This window comes from Mesorhizobium sp. RIZ17 (assembly GCF_051127865.1).
Taxonomy (GTDB): domain Bacteria; phylum Pseudomonadota; class Alphaproteobacteria; order Rhizobiales; family Rhizobiaceae; genus Mesorhizobium; species Mesorhizobium humile.
In genome coordinates, this window is the sequence record NZ_CP147861.1 from 3,475,332 (window position 1) to 3,494,248 (window position 18,917).

8 protein-coding genes are annotated in these 18,917 nt (G+C 64.3%); 2 read left to right on the plus strand and 6 right to left on the minus strand.

The genetic code is table 11. From position 1 onward, the window contains the following. Positions 1-53: 53 nt before the first annotated feature. Positions 54-9,389, minus strand: a complete 9,336-nt coding sequence (locus WDX12_RS16670) for an Ig-like domain-containing protein (RefSeq protein WP_434721249.1) — start codon at positions 9,387-9,389, stop codon at positions 54-56. Between the two features lie 323 nt (positions 9,390-9,712). Here WDX12_RS16670 and WDX12_RS16675 point away from each other — a divergent pair, with 323 nt between their 5' ends. Further along, entirely contained in the window at positions 9,713-10,669 is a 957-nt protein-coding gene (locus tag WDX12_RS16675; RefSeq protein ID WP_434721250.1) for a transglutaminase-like cysteine peptidase, read from the plus strand. Positions 10,670-10,681: 12 nt separating this feature from the next. Here WDX12_RS16675 and WDX12_RS16680 read toward each other — a convergent pair whose 3' ends face one another. The 4 genes from WDX12_RS16680 to WDX12_RS16695 are packed head-to-tail and all read right to left on the minus strand — an operon-like array spanning position 10,682 to position 16,240. Further along, positions 10,682-11,326, minus strand: a complete 645-nt coding sequence (locus WDX12_RS16680) for a ribbon-helix-helix domain-containing protein (RefSeq protein ID WP_434721251.1) — start codon at positions 11,324-11,326, stop codon at positions 10,682-10,684. Then, positions 11,316-12,605 carry an HlyD family type I secretion periplasmic adaptor subunit gene (locus WDX12_RS16685; protein ID WP_320298453.1) on the minus strand — a complete coding sequence of 430 codons (1,290 nt, stop codon included), beginning with the start codon at positions 12,603-12,605 and terminating at the stop codon, positions 11,316-11,318. The genes WDX12_RS16680 and WDX12_RS16685 overlap by 11 nt, the downstream gene beginning before the upstream one ends. 15 nt (positions 12,606-12,620) lie before the next feature. Continuing rightward, positions 12,621-14,753: a type I secretion system permease/ATPase gene (locus WDX12_RS16690; RefSeq protein ID WP_434721252.1), complete on the minus strand. Its 2,133-nt coding sequence runs from the start codon at positions 14,751-14,753 to the stop codon at positions 12,621-12,623. Between the two features lie 38 nt (positions 14,754-14,791). Further along, entirely contained in the window at positions 14,792-16,240 is a 1,449-nt protein-coding gene (locus tag WDX12_RS16695; RefSeq protein WP_320298455.1) for a TolC family protein, read from the minus strand. Between the two features lie 496 nt (positions 16,241-16,736). Between WDX12_RS16695 and WDX12_RS16700 the strand changes: the two genes are divergently transcribed. Beyond that, on the plus strand, positions 16,737-18,071 hold the full coding sequence (locus WDX12_RS16700) for an NAD(P)H-dependent oxidoreductase (RefSeq protein ID WP_434721253.1): 1,335 nt from the start codon (positions 16,737-16,739) through the stop codon (positions 18,069-18,071). On the opposite strand, the gene proC is transcribed toward WDX12_RS16700, so the two are convergent. Further along, on the minus strand, positions 18,052-18,867 hold the full coding sequence (gene proC, locus WDX12_RS16705) for a pyrroline-5-carboxylate reductase (protein WP_434721254.1): 816 nt from the start codon (positions 18,865-18,867) through the stop codon (positions 18,052-18,054). The two genes, WDX12_RS16700 and proC, sit on opposite strands and share 20 nt — an antisense overlap. Positions 18,868-18,917 lie beyond the last annotated feature (50 nt).

The following is an 18,917-nucleotide window of genomic DNA, read 5'->3' on the forward strand; positions in this document are numbered from 1 at the left end:
TGACCAAGCGCTACGTCAACTGAGCCATCACGTTTGTTCTATCGGTGCGTTGATCAAACAGTCACAGTTTCCGTATGCGCTGGCTGGCTGTGGTCGTAAAGGATACTAATCGTAGATCCGACACCAACCCCTGTCAGCGTTGCCACTTCGACCATGTTGCCCCCGGCAGCGGTACCGTTGTCGTCGACCATCACGTGAGCGTCGCCGTTTGAGAAGGTGACGTTGACTGAGTCGCCTACCTGCGGATCAGTAGTCGGCGCGTCGCCTCCAAGGGATTTAAGTAGCTCTGACAGGTCGATAACGTCCTGGCCGGGTGTATAGTCTGCGATGACATCGGCAACGTGGACCGTGAGCTTGGATGCATCGATCACAAACGTATCCGCGCCCGCGCCGCCGGTTAGGTGGTTAAGTCCCGACCCGCCGTAGATGATGTCGTTTCCGTCGTCGCCGTAGAGGGTATCGTCGCCGAGACCGCCAATGAGCAAATCATTTCCACCGGCGCCATGCAGGGTGTCATTTCCATTCATCCCAGCTAGGACATTGTTCGAGCCATTGCCGGTCAAGGAATCTGCAAAATCCGAGCCGATGATATTTATTACTCCTGCTGCAGCGGTCTCGGTCACGCCCGAGCCGGAACTCGAATGGTCGCTCGTTACACTGCCCGAGGAGAGCAAATCGACTGCCAGCGAACTTGTGGAAGTGTCCCCGTCCGCATCCTTCAATAGAAGGTCGAAGTTCAGTTCGACCGATGGGACGTTTGTGACGGTCGTGACAAACGCAAAGGCTCCGATATCAAACGACTCTCCGTTAAGGCTTGAGGTTCCAGGGGCGATGGCATTTTCGATTTCAATCCTGTCATAGCCGCTTCCAGAGGCCGTCACGAGAACGGTGTCGTGGAGATCTAGGCCTGTGATCAAATATCCGCCGTGTCCATCCGTCGTCAACGAAGCAAGGTTCAAACTCACGCCGTTCACTTTGATATCCGTGATCGTGGTGAGCTGAGCGTCGTTCGCAAGGGCTGCTGCATCCGCTGCGGTGTTGGTGTTTGGATCGTCATCGCCTGCGTTATAGATGCGCACCCAGGTTTCGATCGAGTCCGCTGGCGGGCTGCCATTCACCTGTACAATGGCAAACTGGAAGTCGTTGACATTATAGTGAGTCGAGTAGTCATAGGTGTTGTTGTTGCCAGTTGAGACGGTCAGATCGTTGACGAAATCGATCCGTAGATTGTCACCGTCGTTCATGGAGTTATTGCCAACACCAATCCCAGTTGTGCTCGCCGAGACCGCCGATCCTGTTGCCGCATTGCTCGTTCCGTTTGCCTGGGTTACGTAACCGGAAAACAGCAGGTCCTGGGTGGTTCCCGCCACGTCTAGGGCCTTGAATTGCTGCGAGTTCGAGCCGAGCGCCGAGAAATTGTCGATGTGCGTCTGCTCTGTGGCGCCAATCGCGGCGAACACTTCAACCTGGTAATGGTCAGAACTAGACGCCAGGCTTCCGTCTGGCTGCAGCGTGATCTGGAAGATCTCGGTTCCGGTGCCTAGGCCGCCGGTCCACCCCTGCAACTGCATCGGGGTGGCAGGATTGTTGTCATGGTCAACGAGGTACAACAGGATAGGCTGACCTCCTGACGTCAGATTGACTGTGCTTCCATTTATTACGCCGGTGGCCTGCTGGCCGTTCACGACGTTGGCAAAGCTGATGGACCCAAGCTGGTCAGCGCCGACATTGTTGTCGATGTTGGCGTCCCAATCCAGATCGAATGTCGCGATGCTGTTGACCGCGTTGATGAGAACTGCCGTCTCGGGAGACAGCGCCGTAGGCGCATCGTCGTTGAAGGTGATGGTGAGCGTACCGGGCGCCGTCGAGCCGTCGGCGTCGGTGATGGTGTAGCCGAGATTGACGGTGGCGTTGTTCTCGTCGTTCGGGCCCTGTGCCTGCAGCACGTTGTCGAGCAACGTCACCGTATAGGTGCCGGTGGCCGGGTCCGTCACATGGACGGTAAACAGGGCGCCGCGCGGGCCGGTTGCCGTCAGCGTGTCGTTGGCGGCATTCCAGCTGTAGGTGACGCTCTCTTGTCCGACGGTGCCGGAGGTGCCGTTGAGGGCGGCGAACGAGAAGCCGTTGGCGCCCGCGCCGTCGCCGCCGACGCTGCCGCCGAGCGTGCCCGAGAACGTCGCCTCGTTGTTGTCGCCATCGGTGTTGGGCACGGCGATGTCGCCAGTGGTGCTTGCCGGATTGCCGCCGGCAAGCCCGTCGTCGTCGACCGAGGCCGAGGCGGTGCCTGTGCTCGGGTGGTTGGCGTCGGTCACCGCGAAGGCGATGCCGGCCGTTGCCGTGTCGCCGTCGCCGTCGGTCACCGTGTAGGTGGCGCTGACCGCAACCGGACCGGAGCTGTTGTTGACCGATGCATCGGCCGTGAACGAGTAGGAGCCGTCCGCCTTCACCTGGATGGTGCCGGCGCCGATGTCGATCGCCTGCGAGTAGTGGGTGACGGGATCGAAGACCAGCGCGGTGCCGTTGATGTGCGTCACCGTTGCGCCGTCGGCGCCGGCGACGAAGTCCAGCGTGCCAGTCACAGTCGCGCCTTCGGTGACGTTCTGCGAGGCCTCGGCCGAAGCCGTCGGCGCATCGTCGTTGAAGGTGATGGTGAGCGTGCCGGTCGTGGACGAGTTGTCGGCGTCGGTGATGGTGTAGCCGAGATTGACGGTGGCGTTGTTCTCGTCGTTCGGACCCTGCGCCTGCAGCACGTTGTCGAGCAGCGTGACGGTGTAGGCGCCGGTTGCCGGGTCCGTCACATGGACGGTGAACAGGGCGCCGCGCGGGCCGGTTGCCGTCAGCGTGTCGTTGGCGGCATTCCAGCTGTAGGTGACGCTCTCTTGTCCGACGGTGCCGGAGGTGCCGTTGAGGGCGGCGAACGAGAAGCCGTTGGCGCCCGCGCCGTCGCCGCCGACGCTGCCGCCGAGCGTGCCCGAGAACGTCGCCTCGTTGTTGTCGCCATCGGTGTTGGGCACGGCGATGTCGCCAGTGGTGCTTGCCGGATTGCCGCCGGCAAGCCCGTCGTCGTCGACCGAGGCCGAGGCGGTGCCTGTGCTCGGGTGGTTGGCGTCGGTCACCGCGAAGGCGATGCCGGCCGTTGCCGTGTCGCCGTCGCCGTCGGTCACCGTGTAGGTGGCGCTGACCGCAACCGGACCGGAGCTGTTGTTGACCGATGCATCGGCCGTGAACGAGTAGGAGCCGTCCGCCTTCACCTGGATGGTGCCGGCGCCGATGTCGATCGCCTGCGAGTAGTGGGTGACGGGATCGAAGACCAGCGCGGTGCCGTTGATGTGCGTCACCGTTGCGCCGTCGGCGCCGGCGACGAAGTCCAGCGTGCCAGTCACAGTCGCGCCTTCGGTGACGTTCTGCGAGGCCTCGGCCGAAGCCGTCGGCGCATCGTCGTTGAAGGTGATGGTGAGCGTGCCGGTCGTGGACGAGTTGTCGGCGTCGGTGATGGTGTAGCCGAGATTGACGGTGGCGTTGTTCTCGTCGTTCGGACCCTGCGCCTGCAGCACGTTGTCGAGCAGCGTGACGGTGTAGGCGCCGGTTGCCGGGTCCGTCACATGGACGGTGAACAGGGCGCCGCGCGGGCCGGTTGCCGTCAGCGTGTCGTTGGCGGCATTCCAGCTGTAGGTGACGCTCTCTTGTCCGACGGTGCCGGAGGTGCCGTTGAGGGCGGCGAACGAGAAGCCGTTGGCGCCCGCGCCGTCGCCGCCGACGCTGCCGCCGAGCGTGCCCGAGAACGTCGCCTCGTTGTTGTCGCCATCGGTGTTGGGCACGGCGATGTCGCCAGTGGTGCTTGCCGGATTGCCGCCGGCAAGCCCGTCGTCGTCGACCGAGGCCGAGGCGGTGCCTGTGCTCGGGTGGTTGGCGTCGGTCACCGCGAAGGCGATGCCGGCCGTTGCCGTGTCGCCGTCGCCGTCGGTCACCGTGTAGGTGGCGCTGACCGCAACCGGACCGGAGCTGTTGTTGACCGATGCATCGGCCGTGAACGAGTAGGAGCCGTCCGCCTTCACCTGGATGGTGCCGGCGCCGATGTCGATCGCCTGCGAGTAGTGGGTGACGGGATCGAAGACCAGCGCGGTGCCGTTGATGTGCGTCACCGTTGCGCCGTCGGCGCCGGCGACGAAGTCCAGCGTGCCAGTCACAGTCGCGCCTTCGGTGACGTTCTGCGAGGCCTCGGCCGAAGCCGTCGGCGCATCGTCGTTGAAGGTGATGGTGAGCGTGCCGGTCGTGGACGAGTTGTCGGCGTCGGTGATGGTGTAGCCGAGATTGACGGTGGCGTTGTTCTCGTCGTTCGGACCCTGCGCCTGCAGCACGTTGTCGAGCAGCGTGACGGTGTAGGCGCCGGTTGCCGGGTCCGTCACATGGACGGTGAACAGGGCGCCGCGCGGGCCGGTTGCCGTCAGCGTGTCGTTGGCGGCATTCCAGCTGTAGGTGACGCTCTCTTGTCCGACGGTGCCGGAGGTGCCGTTGAGGGCGGCGAACGAGAAGCCGTTGGCGCCCGCGCCGTCGCCGCCGACGCTGCCGCCGAGCGTGCCCGAGAACGTCGCCTCGTTGTTGTCGCCATCGGTGTTGGGCACGGCGATGTCGCCAGTGGTGCTTGCCGGATTGCCGCCGGCAAGCCCGTCGTCGTCGACCGAGGCCGAGGCGGTGCCTGTGCTCGGGTGGTTGGCGTCGGTCACCGCGAAGGCGATGCCGGCCGTTGCCGTGTCGCCGTCGCCGTCGGTCACCGTGTAGGTGGCGCTGACCGCAACCGGACCGGAGCTGTTGTTGACCGATGCATCGGCCGTGAACGAGTAGGAGCCGTCCGCCTTCACCTGGATGGTGCCGGCGCCGATGTCGATCGCCTGCGAGTAGTGGGTGACGGGATCGAAGACCAGCGCGGTGCCGTTGATGTGCGTCACCGTTGCGCCGTCGGCGCCGGCGACGAAGTCCAGCGTGCCAGTCACAGTCGCGCCTTCGGTGACGTTCTGCGAGGCCTCGGCCGAAGCCGTCGGCGCATCGTCGTTGAAGGTGATGGTGAGCGTGCCGGTCGTGGACGAGTTGTCGGCGTCGGTGATGGTGTAGCCGAGATTGACGGTGGCGTTGTTCTCGTCGTTCGGACCCTGCGCCTGCAGCACGTTGTCGAGCAGCGTGACGGTGTAGGCGCCGGTTGCCGGGTCCGTCACATGGACGGTGAACAGGGCGCCGCGCGGGCCGGTTGCCGTCAGCGTGTCGTTGGCGGCATTCCAGCTGTAGGTGACGCTCTCTTGTCCGACGGTGCCGGAGGTGCCGTTGAGGGCGGCGAACGAGAAGCCGTTGGCGCCCGCGCCGTCGCCGCCGACGCTGCCGCCGAGCGTGCCCGAGAACGTCGCCTCGTTGTTGTCGCCATCGGTGTTGGGCACGGCGATGTCGCCAGTGGTGCTTGCCGGATTGCCGCCGGCAAGCCCGTCGTCGTCGACCGAGGCCGAGGCGGTGCCTGTGCTCGGGTGGTTGGCGTCGGTCACCGCGAAGGCGATGCCGGCCGTTGCCGTGTCGCCGTCGCCGTCGGTCACCGTGTAGGTGGCGCTGACCGCAACCGGACCGGAGCTGTTGTTGACCGATGCATCGGCCGTGAACGAGTAGGAGCCGTCCGCCTTCACCTGGATGGTGCCGGCGCCGATGTCGATCGCCTGCGAGTAGTGGGTGACGGGATCGAAGACCAGCGCGGTGCCGTTGATGTGCGTCACCGTTGCGCCGTCGGCGCCGGCGACGAAGTCCAGCGTGCCAGTCACAGTCGCGCCTTCGGTGACGTTCTGCGAGGCCTCGGCCGAAGCCGTCGGCGCATCGTCGTTGAAGGTGATGGTGAGCGTGCCGGTCGTGGACGAGTTGTCGGCGTCGGTGATGGTGTAGCCGAGATTGACGGTGGCGTTGTTCTCGTCGTTCGGACCCTGCGCCTGCAGCACGTTGTCGAGCAGCGTGACGGTGTAGGCGCCGGTTGCCGGGTCCGTCACATGGACGGTGAACAGGGCGCCGCGCGGGCCGGTTGCCGTCAGCGTGTCGTTGGCGGCATTCCAGCTGTAGGTGACGCTCTCTTGTCCGACGGTGCCGGAGGTGCCGTTGAGGGCGGCGAACGAGAAGCCGTTGGCGCCCGCGCCGTCGCCGCCGACGCTGCCGCCGAGCGTGCCCGAGAACGTCGCCTCGTTGTTGTCGCCATCGGTGTTGGGCACGGCGATGTCGCCAGTGGTGCTTGCCGGATTGCCGCCGGCAAGCCCGTCGTCGTCGACCGAGGCCGAGGCGGTGCCTGTGCTCGGGTGGTTGGCGTCGGTCACCGCGAAGGCGATGCCGGCCGTTGCCGTGTCGCCGTCGCCGTCGGTCACCGTGTAGGTGGCGCTGACCGCAACCGGACCGGAGCTGTTGTTGACCGATGCATCGGCCGTGAACGAGTAGGAGCCGTCCGCCTTCACCTGGATGGTGCCGGCGCCGATGTCGATCGCCTGCGAGTAGTGGGTGACGGGATCGAAGACCAGCGCGGTGCCGTTGATGTGCGTCACCGTTGCGCCGTCGGCGCCGGCGACGAAGTCCAGCGTGCCAGTCACAGTCGCGCCTTCGGTGACGTTCTGCGAGGCCTCGGCCGAAGCCGTCGGCGCATCGTCGTTGAAGGTGATGGTGAGCGTGCCGGTCGTGGACGAGTTGTCGGCGTCGGTGATGGTGTAGCCGAGATTGACGGTGGCGTTGTTCTCGTCGTTCGGACCCTGCGCCTGCAGCACGTTGTCGAGCAGCGTGACGGTGTAGGCGCCGGTTGCCGGGTCCGTCACATGGACGGTGAACAGGGCGCCGCGCGGGCCGGTTGCCGTCAGCGTGTCGTTGGCGGCATTCCAGCTGTAGGTGACGCTCTCTTGTCCGACGGTGCCGGAGGTGCCGTTGAGGGCGGCGAACGAGAAGCCGTTGGCGCCCGCGCCGTCGCCGCCGACGCTGCCGCCGAGCGTGCCCGAGAACGTCGCCTCGTTGTTGTCGCCATCGGTGTTGGGCACGGCGATGTCGCCAGTGGTGCTTGCCGGATTGCCGCCGGCAAGCCCGTCGTCGTCGACCGAGGCCGAGGCGGTGCCTGTGCTCGGGTGGTTGGCGTCGGTCACCGCGAAGGCGATGCCGGCCGTTGCCGTGTCGCCGTCGCCGTCGGTCACCGTGTAGGTGGCGCTGACCGCAACCGGACCGGAGCTGTTGTTGACCGATGCATCGGCCGTGAACGAGTAGGAGCCGTCCGCCTTCACCTGGATGGTGCCGGCGCCGATGTCGATCGCCTGCGAGTAGTGGGTGACGGGATCGAAGACCAGCGCGGTGCCGTTGATGTGCGTCACCGTTGCGCCGTCGGCGCCGGCGACGAAGTCCAGCGTGCCAGTCACAGTCGCGCCTTCGGTGACGTTCTGCGAGGCCTCGGCCGAAGCCGTCGGCGCATCGTCGACGATGTTGACGGAGAGCGTGCTGTTGGCACTCTGGCCGTCCATGTCGGTCAGCGTGACGTCGAAATTCTCAAACAGGCTGTTGGTGCCCTGAATCGGGTCGTGCGCCTCGTTGTCGACCAGCGTGTAGGTGTAGCTCACCTCGCCGGTGGCGGCATTGTAGGCCGTCACCGTGAGCGTGTTGCCGAGCGCCGTCGTGAAGGAACCGCCGGTAAACTGGCCATTGGTGATGAAGTCGTGTCCGCCGATGTTCAGCGAGGCGATGCCGTCGGGCGAATGGATGGTGAAGGTGCCGCCCTGGGTGGTGCTTTCCTTCGATGTGTCGGAACCGGCTGATTCGCCGGAGCCTCGGCCGGCCAAGAGGTCGTCCTCATTGACGACGACGTCGCCGCCATTGGCCTCGGGCGTGAGGTCGCTGATCTCCGGCGTCGAATTGCCGATCGAAATCGTCAGCGTGGTGTGCGAAGTGTCGCCGTCGCCGTCCTTGATCGTATAGGTGAAGACATCGTTGACACCGCCGGGCGTGTTGGCGTCGCGCACATAGGTGTAGCTGCCGTCAGCGTGGAGCGTCAGCTTGCCGTAGGCGCCTTGGACCTGCACATCGAGTGTGCTCGTGTCATCCAGATCGGCATTGGTCGTGCCCTTGGCAACGCCAACCACCTTCGCGCCGTCGGCCCCCTGGACGTCGGCGACACCGTCCGTCGTGTTGGTGTCGCCCGCATCGGTGCCGCCAAGCAGCACGTTGCCGGTAGCCGGGCCGAGCTGGCCGGCCGCTACGCTGTCGACGTCGGCGACCGCCGTCGGCACGTCGTCGATGATGGCGACGGCAAATGTGGTGCTGGCCGTGTCGCCGTCGGAATCCGTGACGGTGATGCTGAAATTGTCCGGAACCGTGTCGTTCTGGTCGTACCCGTCCGTATGTATGGGATGCGTGACCGATTCGGTGACGGTATAATTGTATTCGACGACCCCGGTGCTCGTGTTCAGCGAGACGATCGTGATATAGCCGAACTGGCCCTGGATCTGCTGTCCGACGGTAGTGACGGCAACGCCGTTGATAACGATCGATCCGATGCCGTCTGGCGCGTCGATGGTGATCGTTCCATTGCTCGACGTTTCCGCGTTGCTCGGCGCGTCGCTGCCGGGCGACTGTTGCGGCCCGCCGTTCAAGCCGGTTTCGCTGGCCGCCTCGGTCGGGCTGAGCAGCGACATCGCCACGACGGAAACGCCCCTGTCGACGAGCCCCGGGAACAGCTCCCTATTCTCCGGCTGGCCGAACGCCAGGTCCGTGGGCGGCAGCAATGCGCTCAGGCCGAAGCCGTCGCCGATGCCGCCGGCGGGATGTTCGAAATTTCCGCCCGCGCTGCCTGGCGAGCCATTGCCGCCGGCCGAGATCGAGCCGTCGGCGCCGAAGGCGACATCGACATGGCTGGCCTCGAGCGCGGCGATCAGCGCCACGCGCGGCACCTCGACATCGCCGAGGATGAAGGTCGGCACGTTCAGCGCGCCGTCCTTGATGACGATCTCGGAGCCGTCGGGTTGCACCAGCACCAGATTGTGTCCGTCGACCTTGATGTTGTCGATCGAGACATTGGCGGGCAGCTTCACGACATTGCCGGCATCGGCGTGATATTCATGCGGAACGTTCGAAGCCGCGGCGTTTGCGGCCGGCGCGTTTCCTTGGGCGGCATTCGAAGCCGGAGCGTTGGCAGGGGCGTTCGCATCGGCCGCCGGCTGGTTTGCCGCCGGCGCATTGGCCGCGCCCTGCGCCGGCGCGCCGCTGCCGACGTCGACCGGCACCGGTTCGCTTGCCGCCTGGCCGGTGGTCGCCTGCGCGACCTGGACACCCGTCGAGATATGATTTTCACCAGCGCTGGTGTGCTCGTTCCAGGAATTTGAAACGGCGTCGAATTCGATATTGTTCGTCATAGCTAAAGCCCCTCCGGCATTTCCCGGAAAGAGACATGTCAGGCCCGGACTTTGCAACAGACCTTCAATCTATTTCATATATTCGGATATGTAGAGAATCGCATTTTTTACACTTGGTAAATCGTGATGATATATCTGGATATGTATGATCTTAAGGAATGCCGGGTCGGCTGCGCCGCGCGGCATTGGCTTGGTAAATGAAAGTATAAATTTGAATAAAATTTGATGCAAAACAGAATAGCGTGATTCGCGGAAACTTACCCACCTTCCTTTCCGATAATTTGAGACAAGATTGGTAGCGTCCACAGTCAAAGGTGGGCGTTATGAAAATACAAAAAGCTGCCCTGGAGATAACGGGGATCAAGGTTTTCTTGCTGGCGGTCGGCCTTGCCGCGCTGGCGAATCCATCGTGGGCCAGCGCGAGTTCGGGCTCGGATACGGTCCTGCAAACGGTACTTGCGCCGGCGAGCCTCGGCGGCGTTTCGCTGGCCCGGCCGATGCCTTGGCAGCCGGCCGCAGCATATCGGATCGCGAATGTTTCGGCAGGCTACGCGCCGGCAGCTGCTGACGCGGCCGAAGCGCTTTCGAGCGCCAAGGCCGATCCCGGCATCGACCCGATCCAGACCGCCGCGATCATTCCCGGCGTCTTCGGCTCGGTCGCCTTGTCGATGCGCAACTTCCCGGTCGCGGCGCGCTGGGCTCCCGTCTACAAGGCCGTCGTGGACTGCACCGCGGGCAGCGCCTGCGACCGCGAGAGCCCGGCCTTCGCCGAGATCATCAAGATTGCCGCCGACAAGGGCTTTCGCGAGAAGCTGTCCTTCGTCAACTCAAGCATCAACCGCCTGATCGCCTATCGCAAGGACAGCGTCGTCTACGGCAAGCTCGACTATTGGGCGAAGCCTTCGGAAATCCTCGAACATCGCGCCGGCGATTGCGAGGATTTCGCCATACTCAAGATGGCGGCCCTGCTCAGGGCCGGCATCCCGGCACGGAGCATGTCGCTCGTGGTGCTCCAGGACCGCCGCCGCAAGTTCTTCCACGCCGTCCTGTCGGTCAGCACGGGAAGCGGCGCCTTCATCCTCGACAGCCTCGGCAACGCCGTCCTGCGCGACAGCGAGCTGCCCGATTATGTTCCGCTCTATTCCTTCAGTACCGATCGAGCTTGGATCCACGGGTCGAAATCGGGCGCGCAGATCGCCGACATCGCCGGCGGCTTTGCGACGGTGGCGCCTGGCGAAGGTTCGCCGGAACCATCGGTGGCTTCAAATCTCAGGCAGTAGCCTCGGCCGACTCTAACCGTTGAAGACGAAAGCCATCAGCAGTTCCGGCTCGGTGACGGGCGCGCGCACCGCGCTGAGCTGGCCGCGATAGCGGCGATCGCCGGCGCCGATGACGAAGCCGCTGGTGACCGGCGTTTCGCCGTTGGCGTCGAGGCGGGCGAAGATGTCGGGAACGTTGAGGTCGAGCGCCAGCTTCAGGTCCTGGCGCCCATCCTCGCCGGGCGCGCTCGGCAACTGACGCCTGACCAGTTGCTGGAACGGCGTGTTGAAGGCCAGGATCTTCTTCGACGAAGACAGCGCGAAGGCGGGCGAGGGGCAGGCGACCAGGATCGCGTTGATCGTGCGGATCGAAGCGAGCTTGCGCAGTTCCATGCTTTCCTCGGCGAGGCCGCGCATGCAGGCGACGCGGATCGCCGAGGTGAGGTTGCCCTGGTCGGGATGGTGTTCGGCGATCTCCTCGACCAGCATGCCGATCGTGCATTTGCGGCTTTCGGCCAGGTGCTTCAGCGATGCCCAGAAGGCGCGCTCCAGCCGGATGCCGCGACGCACGCCGCCGCGCGCCACGACGCGGAATTCCGGGCCGAAATCCTCGGCCGCGAGCGCCGGCAGCAGCCGCTCGCGCGAGGTCTCCGGGTGGTGGACGGCGCTATCGTTCACTCATCGCCTCCTGACGCGCCTTGTTGATGGGCTTCAAAAGATAATTGAGGATCGTCTTGTGTCCGGTCTTGATGTCGACCGAGCAGATCATGCCGGGAATGATCGAATAGGTCTTGCCGTTCCTTGTCAGCGTCGACTTCTCGGTGGCGACCCGCACCTGGTAGTAGGGCTCGCCCGTCTTCTGGTCGACAAGACTGTCGGCGGTGATGTTGGAGACCTTGCCCTCGATGCCGCCGAAGATCGAGAAATCATAGGCCGTGACCTTGATCAGCGCCTCCTGGTTCGGCTGGATGAAGGCGACGTCGCGCGGCGAAACCCGGGCTTCGACCAAAAGCGTCTCGGAAGTCGGCACGATGCCGGCCACGACCGCGCCCGGCTGGACGAAAGAGCCGAGCGTATTGACGTCGAGCGTGTTGACGATGCCGTCGACCGGCGAGCGGATGTCGGTGCGCGCGACCTTGTCCGTGGCGCCGCGGATGGTTTCGTCGACCACGGAAAGATCGGCCAGCGCCTGCGTCAGGTCGCTCAACGCTTCCTGCTGCAATTGCAGGCCCAATTCGTTCACCTGAAGCTGCGCCTCGGTGATAGCCGACTTGGTCTTCTTGATGGTTTCGCCGGCCAGGGCCAACTGCCCATGAAGGTCGGTCTGTTCCCGCTCGACGCGGAGCTGTTCGGTCTTGGCCATCAGGCCTTTCTTGACCATGGGTTCGACCAGCGCCGCTTCCTGGTCGATGACGGCAAGGCTCTTGGACAGGCGGTCGGCATTGGCGGTGGCCTCGTCCAGCTCCTTCTCGCGCTGGTCGAGGCGCGATTTGAGAACCGACAGCTTGACCTCGAAATTGTCGCGGCGCGCGACGAGCAGCTTTTGCTCGTTGTCGCAGATTTCCGGCGCGACCTTCTGGATGTCCGCAGGGCAGGGGAACGCCCCTTCCACATTGCCGCTCTGCTCGAACTGCAGCCTGGCGATACGCGCCTGCAACGCCCGCGCCTTGGCCTTCTCTTCGCCGAGGCTCGACGTGTTGCCCGAGTTGTCGAGACGGATGATGAGGTCGTTCTTCTTGACGGTCTGGCCGATCTGGACGGCGATCTCCTGCACCACGCCGGCTTCGCTGGCCTGGATGACCTGCGTCTTCGATGCGGGTATCACCTTGCCGTCGCCGCGCGCGATCTCGTCGACCTCGGCGAAGGACGCCCAGGCCGTGAAGCACACGAACAGCGCCCCGACGATGTAGACGGAGGCCGAGGCGAATAGAGGTGGCCGATCTTCCCTTGCAAGCATGTCTATACGTTCCGGTCAGGCATTTGCCTTCTGCAATGCCTGGATGACTTGTTCCTTCGGCCCGTCGGCGACGACGCGGCCCTGGTCGATGACGATGAGGCGGTCGGCAAGTTCCAGCATGCTGTAGCGATGGGTCGATACGATCAGCGTCGTGCTGCGGTCGAACGCCACCTTGAGCTGCTTGATCAACTGCCGTTCGGAAGCGAGATCCATCGAACCCGACGGCTCGTCCAGGAAGACGATCTTCGGCTTGGTCAAAAGCAGCCGTGCGATCGCCACGGCTTGCCTTTGTCCGCCCGAAAGATTGGTGCCCCGCTCGCCGACATTCATGTCGTAGCCGCGCGGATGCCGCGAGACGAAGTCGTCGACGCCGGCGGCCTTCGCCGCATCGATGATCTCCTCGTCGGTCGCTTCCGGCGCCGCCATCAGGAGGTTCTCCTTGATGGTTCCCGAAAACAGGTCGCCGGCCTGCGCGACGATGCCGACCGCGGCGCGGACCTCCGAGGGATGGTATTGCCGGATGTCGATGCCGTCGAGCAGCAGCTCCCCCGACGTCGGCAGGAACAGCCGGCCGATCAGCCGGCCCATCGTGGTCTTGCCGGAGCCGATGCGGCCGATGATGCCGACCCGCTCGCCGGGCCTGACCGCGATGTTGAGCCCGCTCAGAACCTCGTTTTCCGTGCCCGGATAGGCGAAGCCGACATTCCTGAACACCAGCGCGCCGCTGCGGATCGGCCGGTTGACGAAACCGACAGTGTCAGGGCGGTCCTCCGGCTGCGACATGATCGTGTTGATGATCCTGAGCGACAGCATGGCCTGGCGGAACCGTGCAAGCGTGATGGCGATCTGGCCGAGCGGCGCCACGGCCCGGCCGGCAAGCATGACGGTGCCGATGATGGCGCCTGTCGAGACCTGGCCTTCCGAGAACGCATAGGCGCCGGCCACCACCAGGGCGACCGTCACGAATTGCTGGATGGCGCCGGTGATGTTGCCCGCCGCCGCCGAGAGCTCCTTGATCTTTTCCGACGTGTTGGCCGCGTTCTTCGAGTGCTCGCCCCATTTGCGCAGGAGATAGGCTTCGGCGCGCAGCGACTTGATCGTCTCCAGCGTCGAAATGGATTCGACCAGCAGGGCCTGGCGCTGCGACGCCTCGTTCATCGAGGCGGCAACCCGCTTGCCGATCCGCCGCTGCGTGATCAGCCCGACAATGACGGAGATGACGAAGGCCAGCGCCGGTATGATCACCAGCCAGCCGCCGATGGCGTAGATGACAGCCAGGAAGACGAAGACGAAGATCGTATCGATGAAGACGCTGATCGTGTTCGAGGTGAAGAACTCGCGCACGAACTCGTATTGCGTGACGCGGTTTGCATATTCGCCCGTCGATCCGGGCCGTGCCGAAAGCGAGGAGTTCAGCACTTTCTCGAACAGCAGATAGGAAATCCGCAGATCCGCCTTGCGGCCGGCATAGTCGATCAGCGAGGCCCTGGCCGTCTTCAGAAGCAGGTCGAACAGGATCGCCGCGCCGATGCCGAGCGCCAGCACCCAAAGCGTCGAGATCGCCTTGTTGGGCAGGATCCGGTCGTAGACGTTCATGGTGAAGATCGGCGAGGCGATCGCCAGAAGATTGATGAACACCGCCGACAGCACCACCTTGGAGTAGGTGCGCCAGAACGCCCCCATGGTGCCGGTCAGCCAGTGGCGCCGTTCGATCCGCGCCGCTGTGCCGACCGTCATCTCTTCGGCCTGGTTGGCATAGGTGATCGAGAAGGATGTGCCGCCGCTGATATAGCTTTCGGCGAGTTCCGACCTGGCGATCGTGGTGCGGCCGTCTTCCTGCGGCGCCGTCAGATATTGCCCGCCCTCCATCTGCGCTAGGAGAGCGACCGGCAACTGGCTGACGCGGAAGACGATGGCCGGAAGATCGAAGCGGCCGCGCAGGAAATCGCGATGGCTGAAATCCTGGACCTCCAGGCCGATCCGCTCGGCCAGATGGCGGATTTCGTCCGGCTCGATGCGGGTCTCCGAAATCGGCACGCCGGCGAACAGCACGGTTTCCGCGCTCGGCCTGCCGAGATAGGCCGCGACAGCGCAGAAGCAGGCTTTGAAGGCCTCCTTGGGCGATAGGATGTTGGGTTGCTGGTTCACGATCCGCCCCGAGGGACCGAAGATCGATGCTACATCGGCTACTTTTTCCTGACCGGCGCGAGGATGTCGAACGGCAGATCGTTCTTCTGTTCCGACGGCGTCCGCGCATAGGTCTCGGTATCGGCCGTGGCCGGCACACCGAATTCCTCACGGGCGTAGGCCGCGGACTGCTTGGCCGGCTGGATGTTGAGCGTCTTCAGCAATTCCCCGGTCGCGGCCAGCAGCCGGTATTCGGCAAACAGCGATGCATAGGACGACGTGTCGGCCAGTGTCGCGGTGTTGAAGCGCGTGTTCTGGGCGTCGAGCACGTCGAGCAGCGAGCGTTGCCCGACCTTGAACTGCTCGCGATAGGAGGCGACCAGCTTTTCATTGGTGGCTGCCTGCTGCCGCAGCGTCTTTGCGAGCTCGGCCTGGCGGAAGCGGCGGTCCCATGAAGTGCGGACGGCTTCCTCGATCTCGCGCAGCACCTGGTGCAGCGCAAGCCGCTGCTCGCTGGTGCGGCGGATCTGTTCCTGCTCGTTGGCCTTGTCGATACCGCCGCGATAGAGGTTCCAGCGCAGCACCACCCGGGCCTGCAGGTCGCTGGTGTCGCCATCGGCGCCATCGATGTTATATCCACCCCGGGCGACGCCCTCGGCGGTGACCGTCGGGCCGTATTTCGCCCGCGCCGCATCGACCAGCGAAGCGGCCGCGTCGATATCGCTGTTGGCCATATGGACGCGCGGATTGTTCTGCCTGGCGAGCCCGATCGCATCGTCCAGCGACCGCGGCAGGGCGGCTGCGACATCGGCCGGCCGCGACGCGTTGGTCAGCGGCTTGCCGACATTCTTGAAGAAGCGGATCTTGGCTGCCTCGAGTTCCTCGGTCGCTTCCTGCATCCGCGCCTTGGCGGCGTAAAGGCGTTCTTCGGCCTGCTGCCGGTCGGCGTCGTTGAGCGCGCCGCCCGCGATGCCTTGCTTGATGTCGCTGAGGATGGACTGATGGAAGCCAAGGTTCTTCTTGGCCTCGGCCACGATCGAAGCCTGCAGCATGTATTCCAAATAGTCCTGGACGACCGCGAGCCCGATGAACTCGGACCGTTCCAGAACCCGGAAGGAAGCGCCATCGACGCGCGAGGCCTGGCGGTTGAGTTCCGCCCGCCTTGCGCCGCTGTCATAAAGCGTCTGCGAGACAGTGAGATCGGCCTCGTTCGGATAGAGGGCTTTGTGATCCTCGTCGAGCGCGCGCCTTGTATCATTATCCAGGCGGCGAACGCCGGTCGATGCTTCCAGATCGACGCTGGGAAGATAAAGGCCTTTCGCCTGGCGCAGCTCGAATTCGATCGCTTCGCGGTTCTCGATCGCCTGTCCAATCTCCGGATTGGATTCCACTGCGACGGCAACGGCTTCTTTGAGTGTGAGTGCGCTGGCGCTACCACAAGCCAGCATCGATACCGTAATGGCGAGCGCAACCCGCCAGCCGACGGTAATTTTACCCGTCCTGATCATTTCTACCCCGTGACTATCCCCGCGCCATTGTTTTTTTATTGGCGCTTATTTGCCCAAGCCTGCCACCAGAGCTTTCGGCCAGTATCTATCAGATTTTTCGAGGTTGTGGGCATATAATGGATTAGACACCTTCCAAAAGTACGTTTCCGGGCATTAGGGCCAAAACCTGTAGCAAAAATGGCACAGAAGCCGGTGCGGCGGGCCGGGGCTTTTCGGTCCGGACCGAGCCGCAGTCGCCTTTAAGACGGGTTGCAATGGTTAATGGTCTGGAACAAATGGCGAATCGTGCGGTCGTCGCGCGCAGGCTCCACAGCATTAGTTCTTCAGAAACTTGGCTGTTTGCCGCCCAAGTCGGAATTTTGCGGGTTTCTGGGGAAAATCTGCTGCGGCTTTACAAAGCATGCGCAAGAAATCGCCATGTCCGTCTGGTTTGGTTGGCAAACCGGGATCGTTCCCTGTATTGCGGGCCGGAGGCAAAAGCCATGGACCTTCTTGCATGACCAATGTCGCCCTGACCGGGCTAGCCCGAGACCTTGCCCGACGCGCCGCCGAGGGCAGGCCGGTCCGCATCGGCGTCATCGGCTCCGGCGAGATGGGTACCGATCTGGTGACGCAGGGCATGCTGATGCCGGGCATTTCGATTGCGGCCATTTCCACGCGGCGCCCGCACACCGCCCGCGAGGCGATCCGCATCGCCTATGGCGACGAGGCGATGGCCGTCGAGGCCGAAACCGCCTCCGGGGTCACCCGGGCGATCGAGGGCGGCAGGATCGCCATCACCTCGAACGAAATGCTGGTCACCAACCCGCTGATCGACGTCGTCATCGATGCCACGGGCAAACCTGGCGTCGCCGCCGATTTCGACCTGATGGCCATGGAACATGGCAAGCATCTGGTGATGATGAATGTCGAGGCCGACGTGACCATCGGTTGCTACCTGAAGCAGCAGGCCGACCGGCTGGGCGTCGTCTATTCGGTCGGCGCGGGCGACGAACCCTCAAGCTGCATGGAACTGATCGAGTTCGCCTCGGCGCTCGGGCTGAGTATCGTCGCGGCGGGCAAGGGCAAGAACAATCCACTCAACCATGACGCCGTTCCGGACGATTATCGGGAAGAGGCGGCGCGCCGCAACATGAACCCGCGCATGCTGGTAGAGTTCGTCGACGGCTCGAAAACCATGGTCGAGATGTGTGCCATCGCCAACGCCACCGGCCTGGTCCCGGATGTTCCAGGCATGCACGGGCCCAAGGCCGATCGCGATCAGCTGGCTAAGGTGCTGATCCCCAAAGAGGATGGCGGCCTCCTGTCGAGGAAAGGCGTCGTCGACTACACGATCGGCAAGGGCGTGGCGCCCGGCGTCTTCGTCATCGTCGAGGCGATGCACCCGCGTGTCGTCGAGCGCATGGATGATCTGCATGTCGGCAAGGGCCCCTACTACGGCCTGTTCCGGCCCTATCACCTGACCTCGCTGGAGGTGCCGCTCACCGCCGCCCGCATCATGCTCCACGGCAAGCCAGACATGGTCCCCCTGCCGCGGCCGGTGGCGGAAGTCTGCGCGGTCGCCAAGCGCGACCTTGCCGCCGGGGAGACTTTCGATGCCATCGGCGAGACCTGTTACCGTTCCTGGACCATGACGATTGCCGACGCACGGACGAGCCGCGCCCTACCGGTCGGATTGCTGGAAGGCGGCAAGGTGCTGAAGCCGGTCAGGAAGGGCGAGCTGTTGACGCAGGACAATGCCGCGCCGGACCGGACGACGAAACTCTACGCCTTGCGCCGGCTGCAGGACGACATGCTCTACGGGGCGAAGGTCACTTCCCCAGCTCTATAGATCTGAGGCGCGCAGCTTCAACTGCTTCCGTAACCAGCTTCGTCAGGCGGTCGCCGCCCATCAGCACGGCAAGCGCGGCGGCGGTTGTGCCGTTGGGGCTGGTCACCTGCTGGCGCAGCACGCCCGGCTCCTCGTCTGCCTCCGCGGCGAGCGAGGCGGCGCCGAACACGGTCTGCATGGCAAGCAGCTTAGCGGTTTCGGCGGGGAGGCCGGCCTTCTCGGCTGCGATCGTCAGCGCCTCGATGAAGTGGAAGATATAGGCCGGGCCCGAGCCGGAGACGGCCGTCACGGCGTCCATGAGGCCCTCGTCGTCGATCGTCGTCACCACGCCGCTTGCCGAAAGCAGTTCGACGACGAAACGGCGGACGTCGTCGGAGACCAACGGATTGGAGAACACCACCATCATGCCCTTGCCGATCGCCGCCGGCGTGTTCGGCATGCAGCGGATGACCGGCGCGAGCTCGCCCAGGACGTCCTCGAAAGTGGCGACCGGCGTGCCGGCGGCGATGGACAGAAAGCTGGTCCTGCCGTCGCCGAAGCGCTTGTAGTGCGCCGTCACTTCGCGGATCACCTGCGGCTTCACCGCGATGACGACGAGATCGGGCACGGCGTCGGCCGGTATGGCCGTGGCCTCGGCGGCGGCGCGGCAGCCGAGATGTTCGGCGCGCCGGCGCAGTTCCGCGTTGGGCTCGACCACGAACACCGCCTGCGGCTCGAGCTTCGCGGATTTCAGCCAACCCGAAAGCATGGCGTAACCCATATTGCCGCAACCGGCGAGAACGAGCCTGATCGTCATGGAAACCTCCGTAAGAAGCTCTCCTTAGACGGTTGCGCCGCAACGGAAAA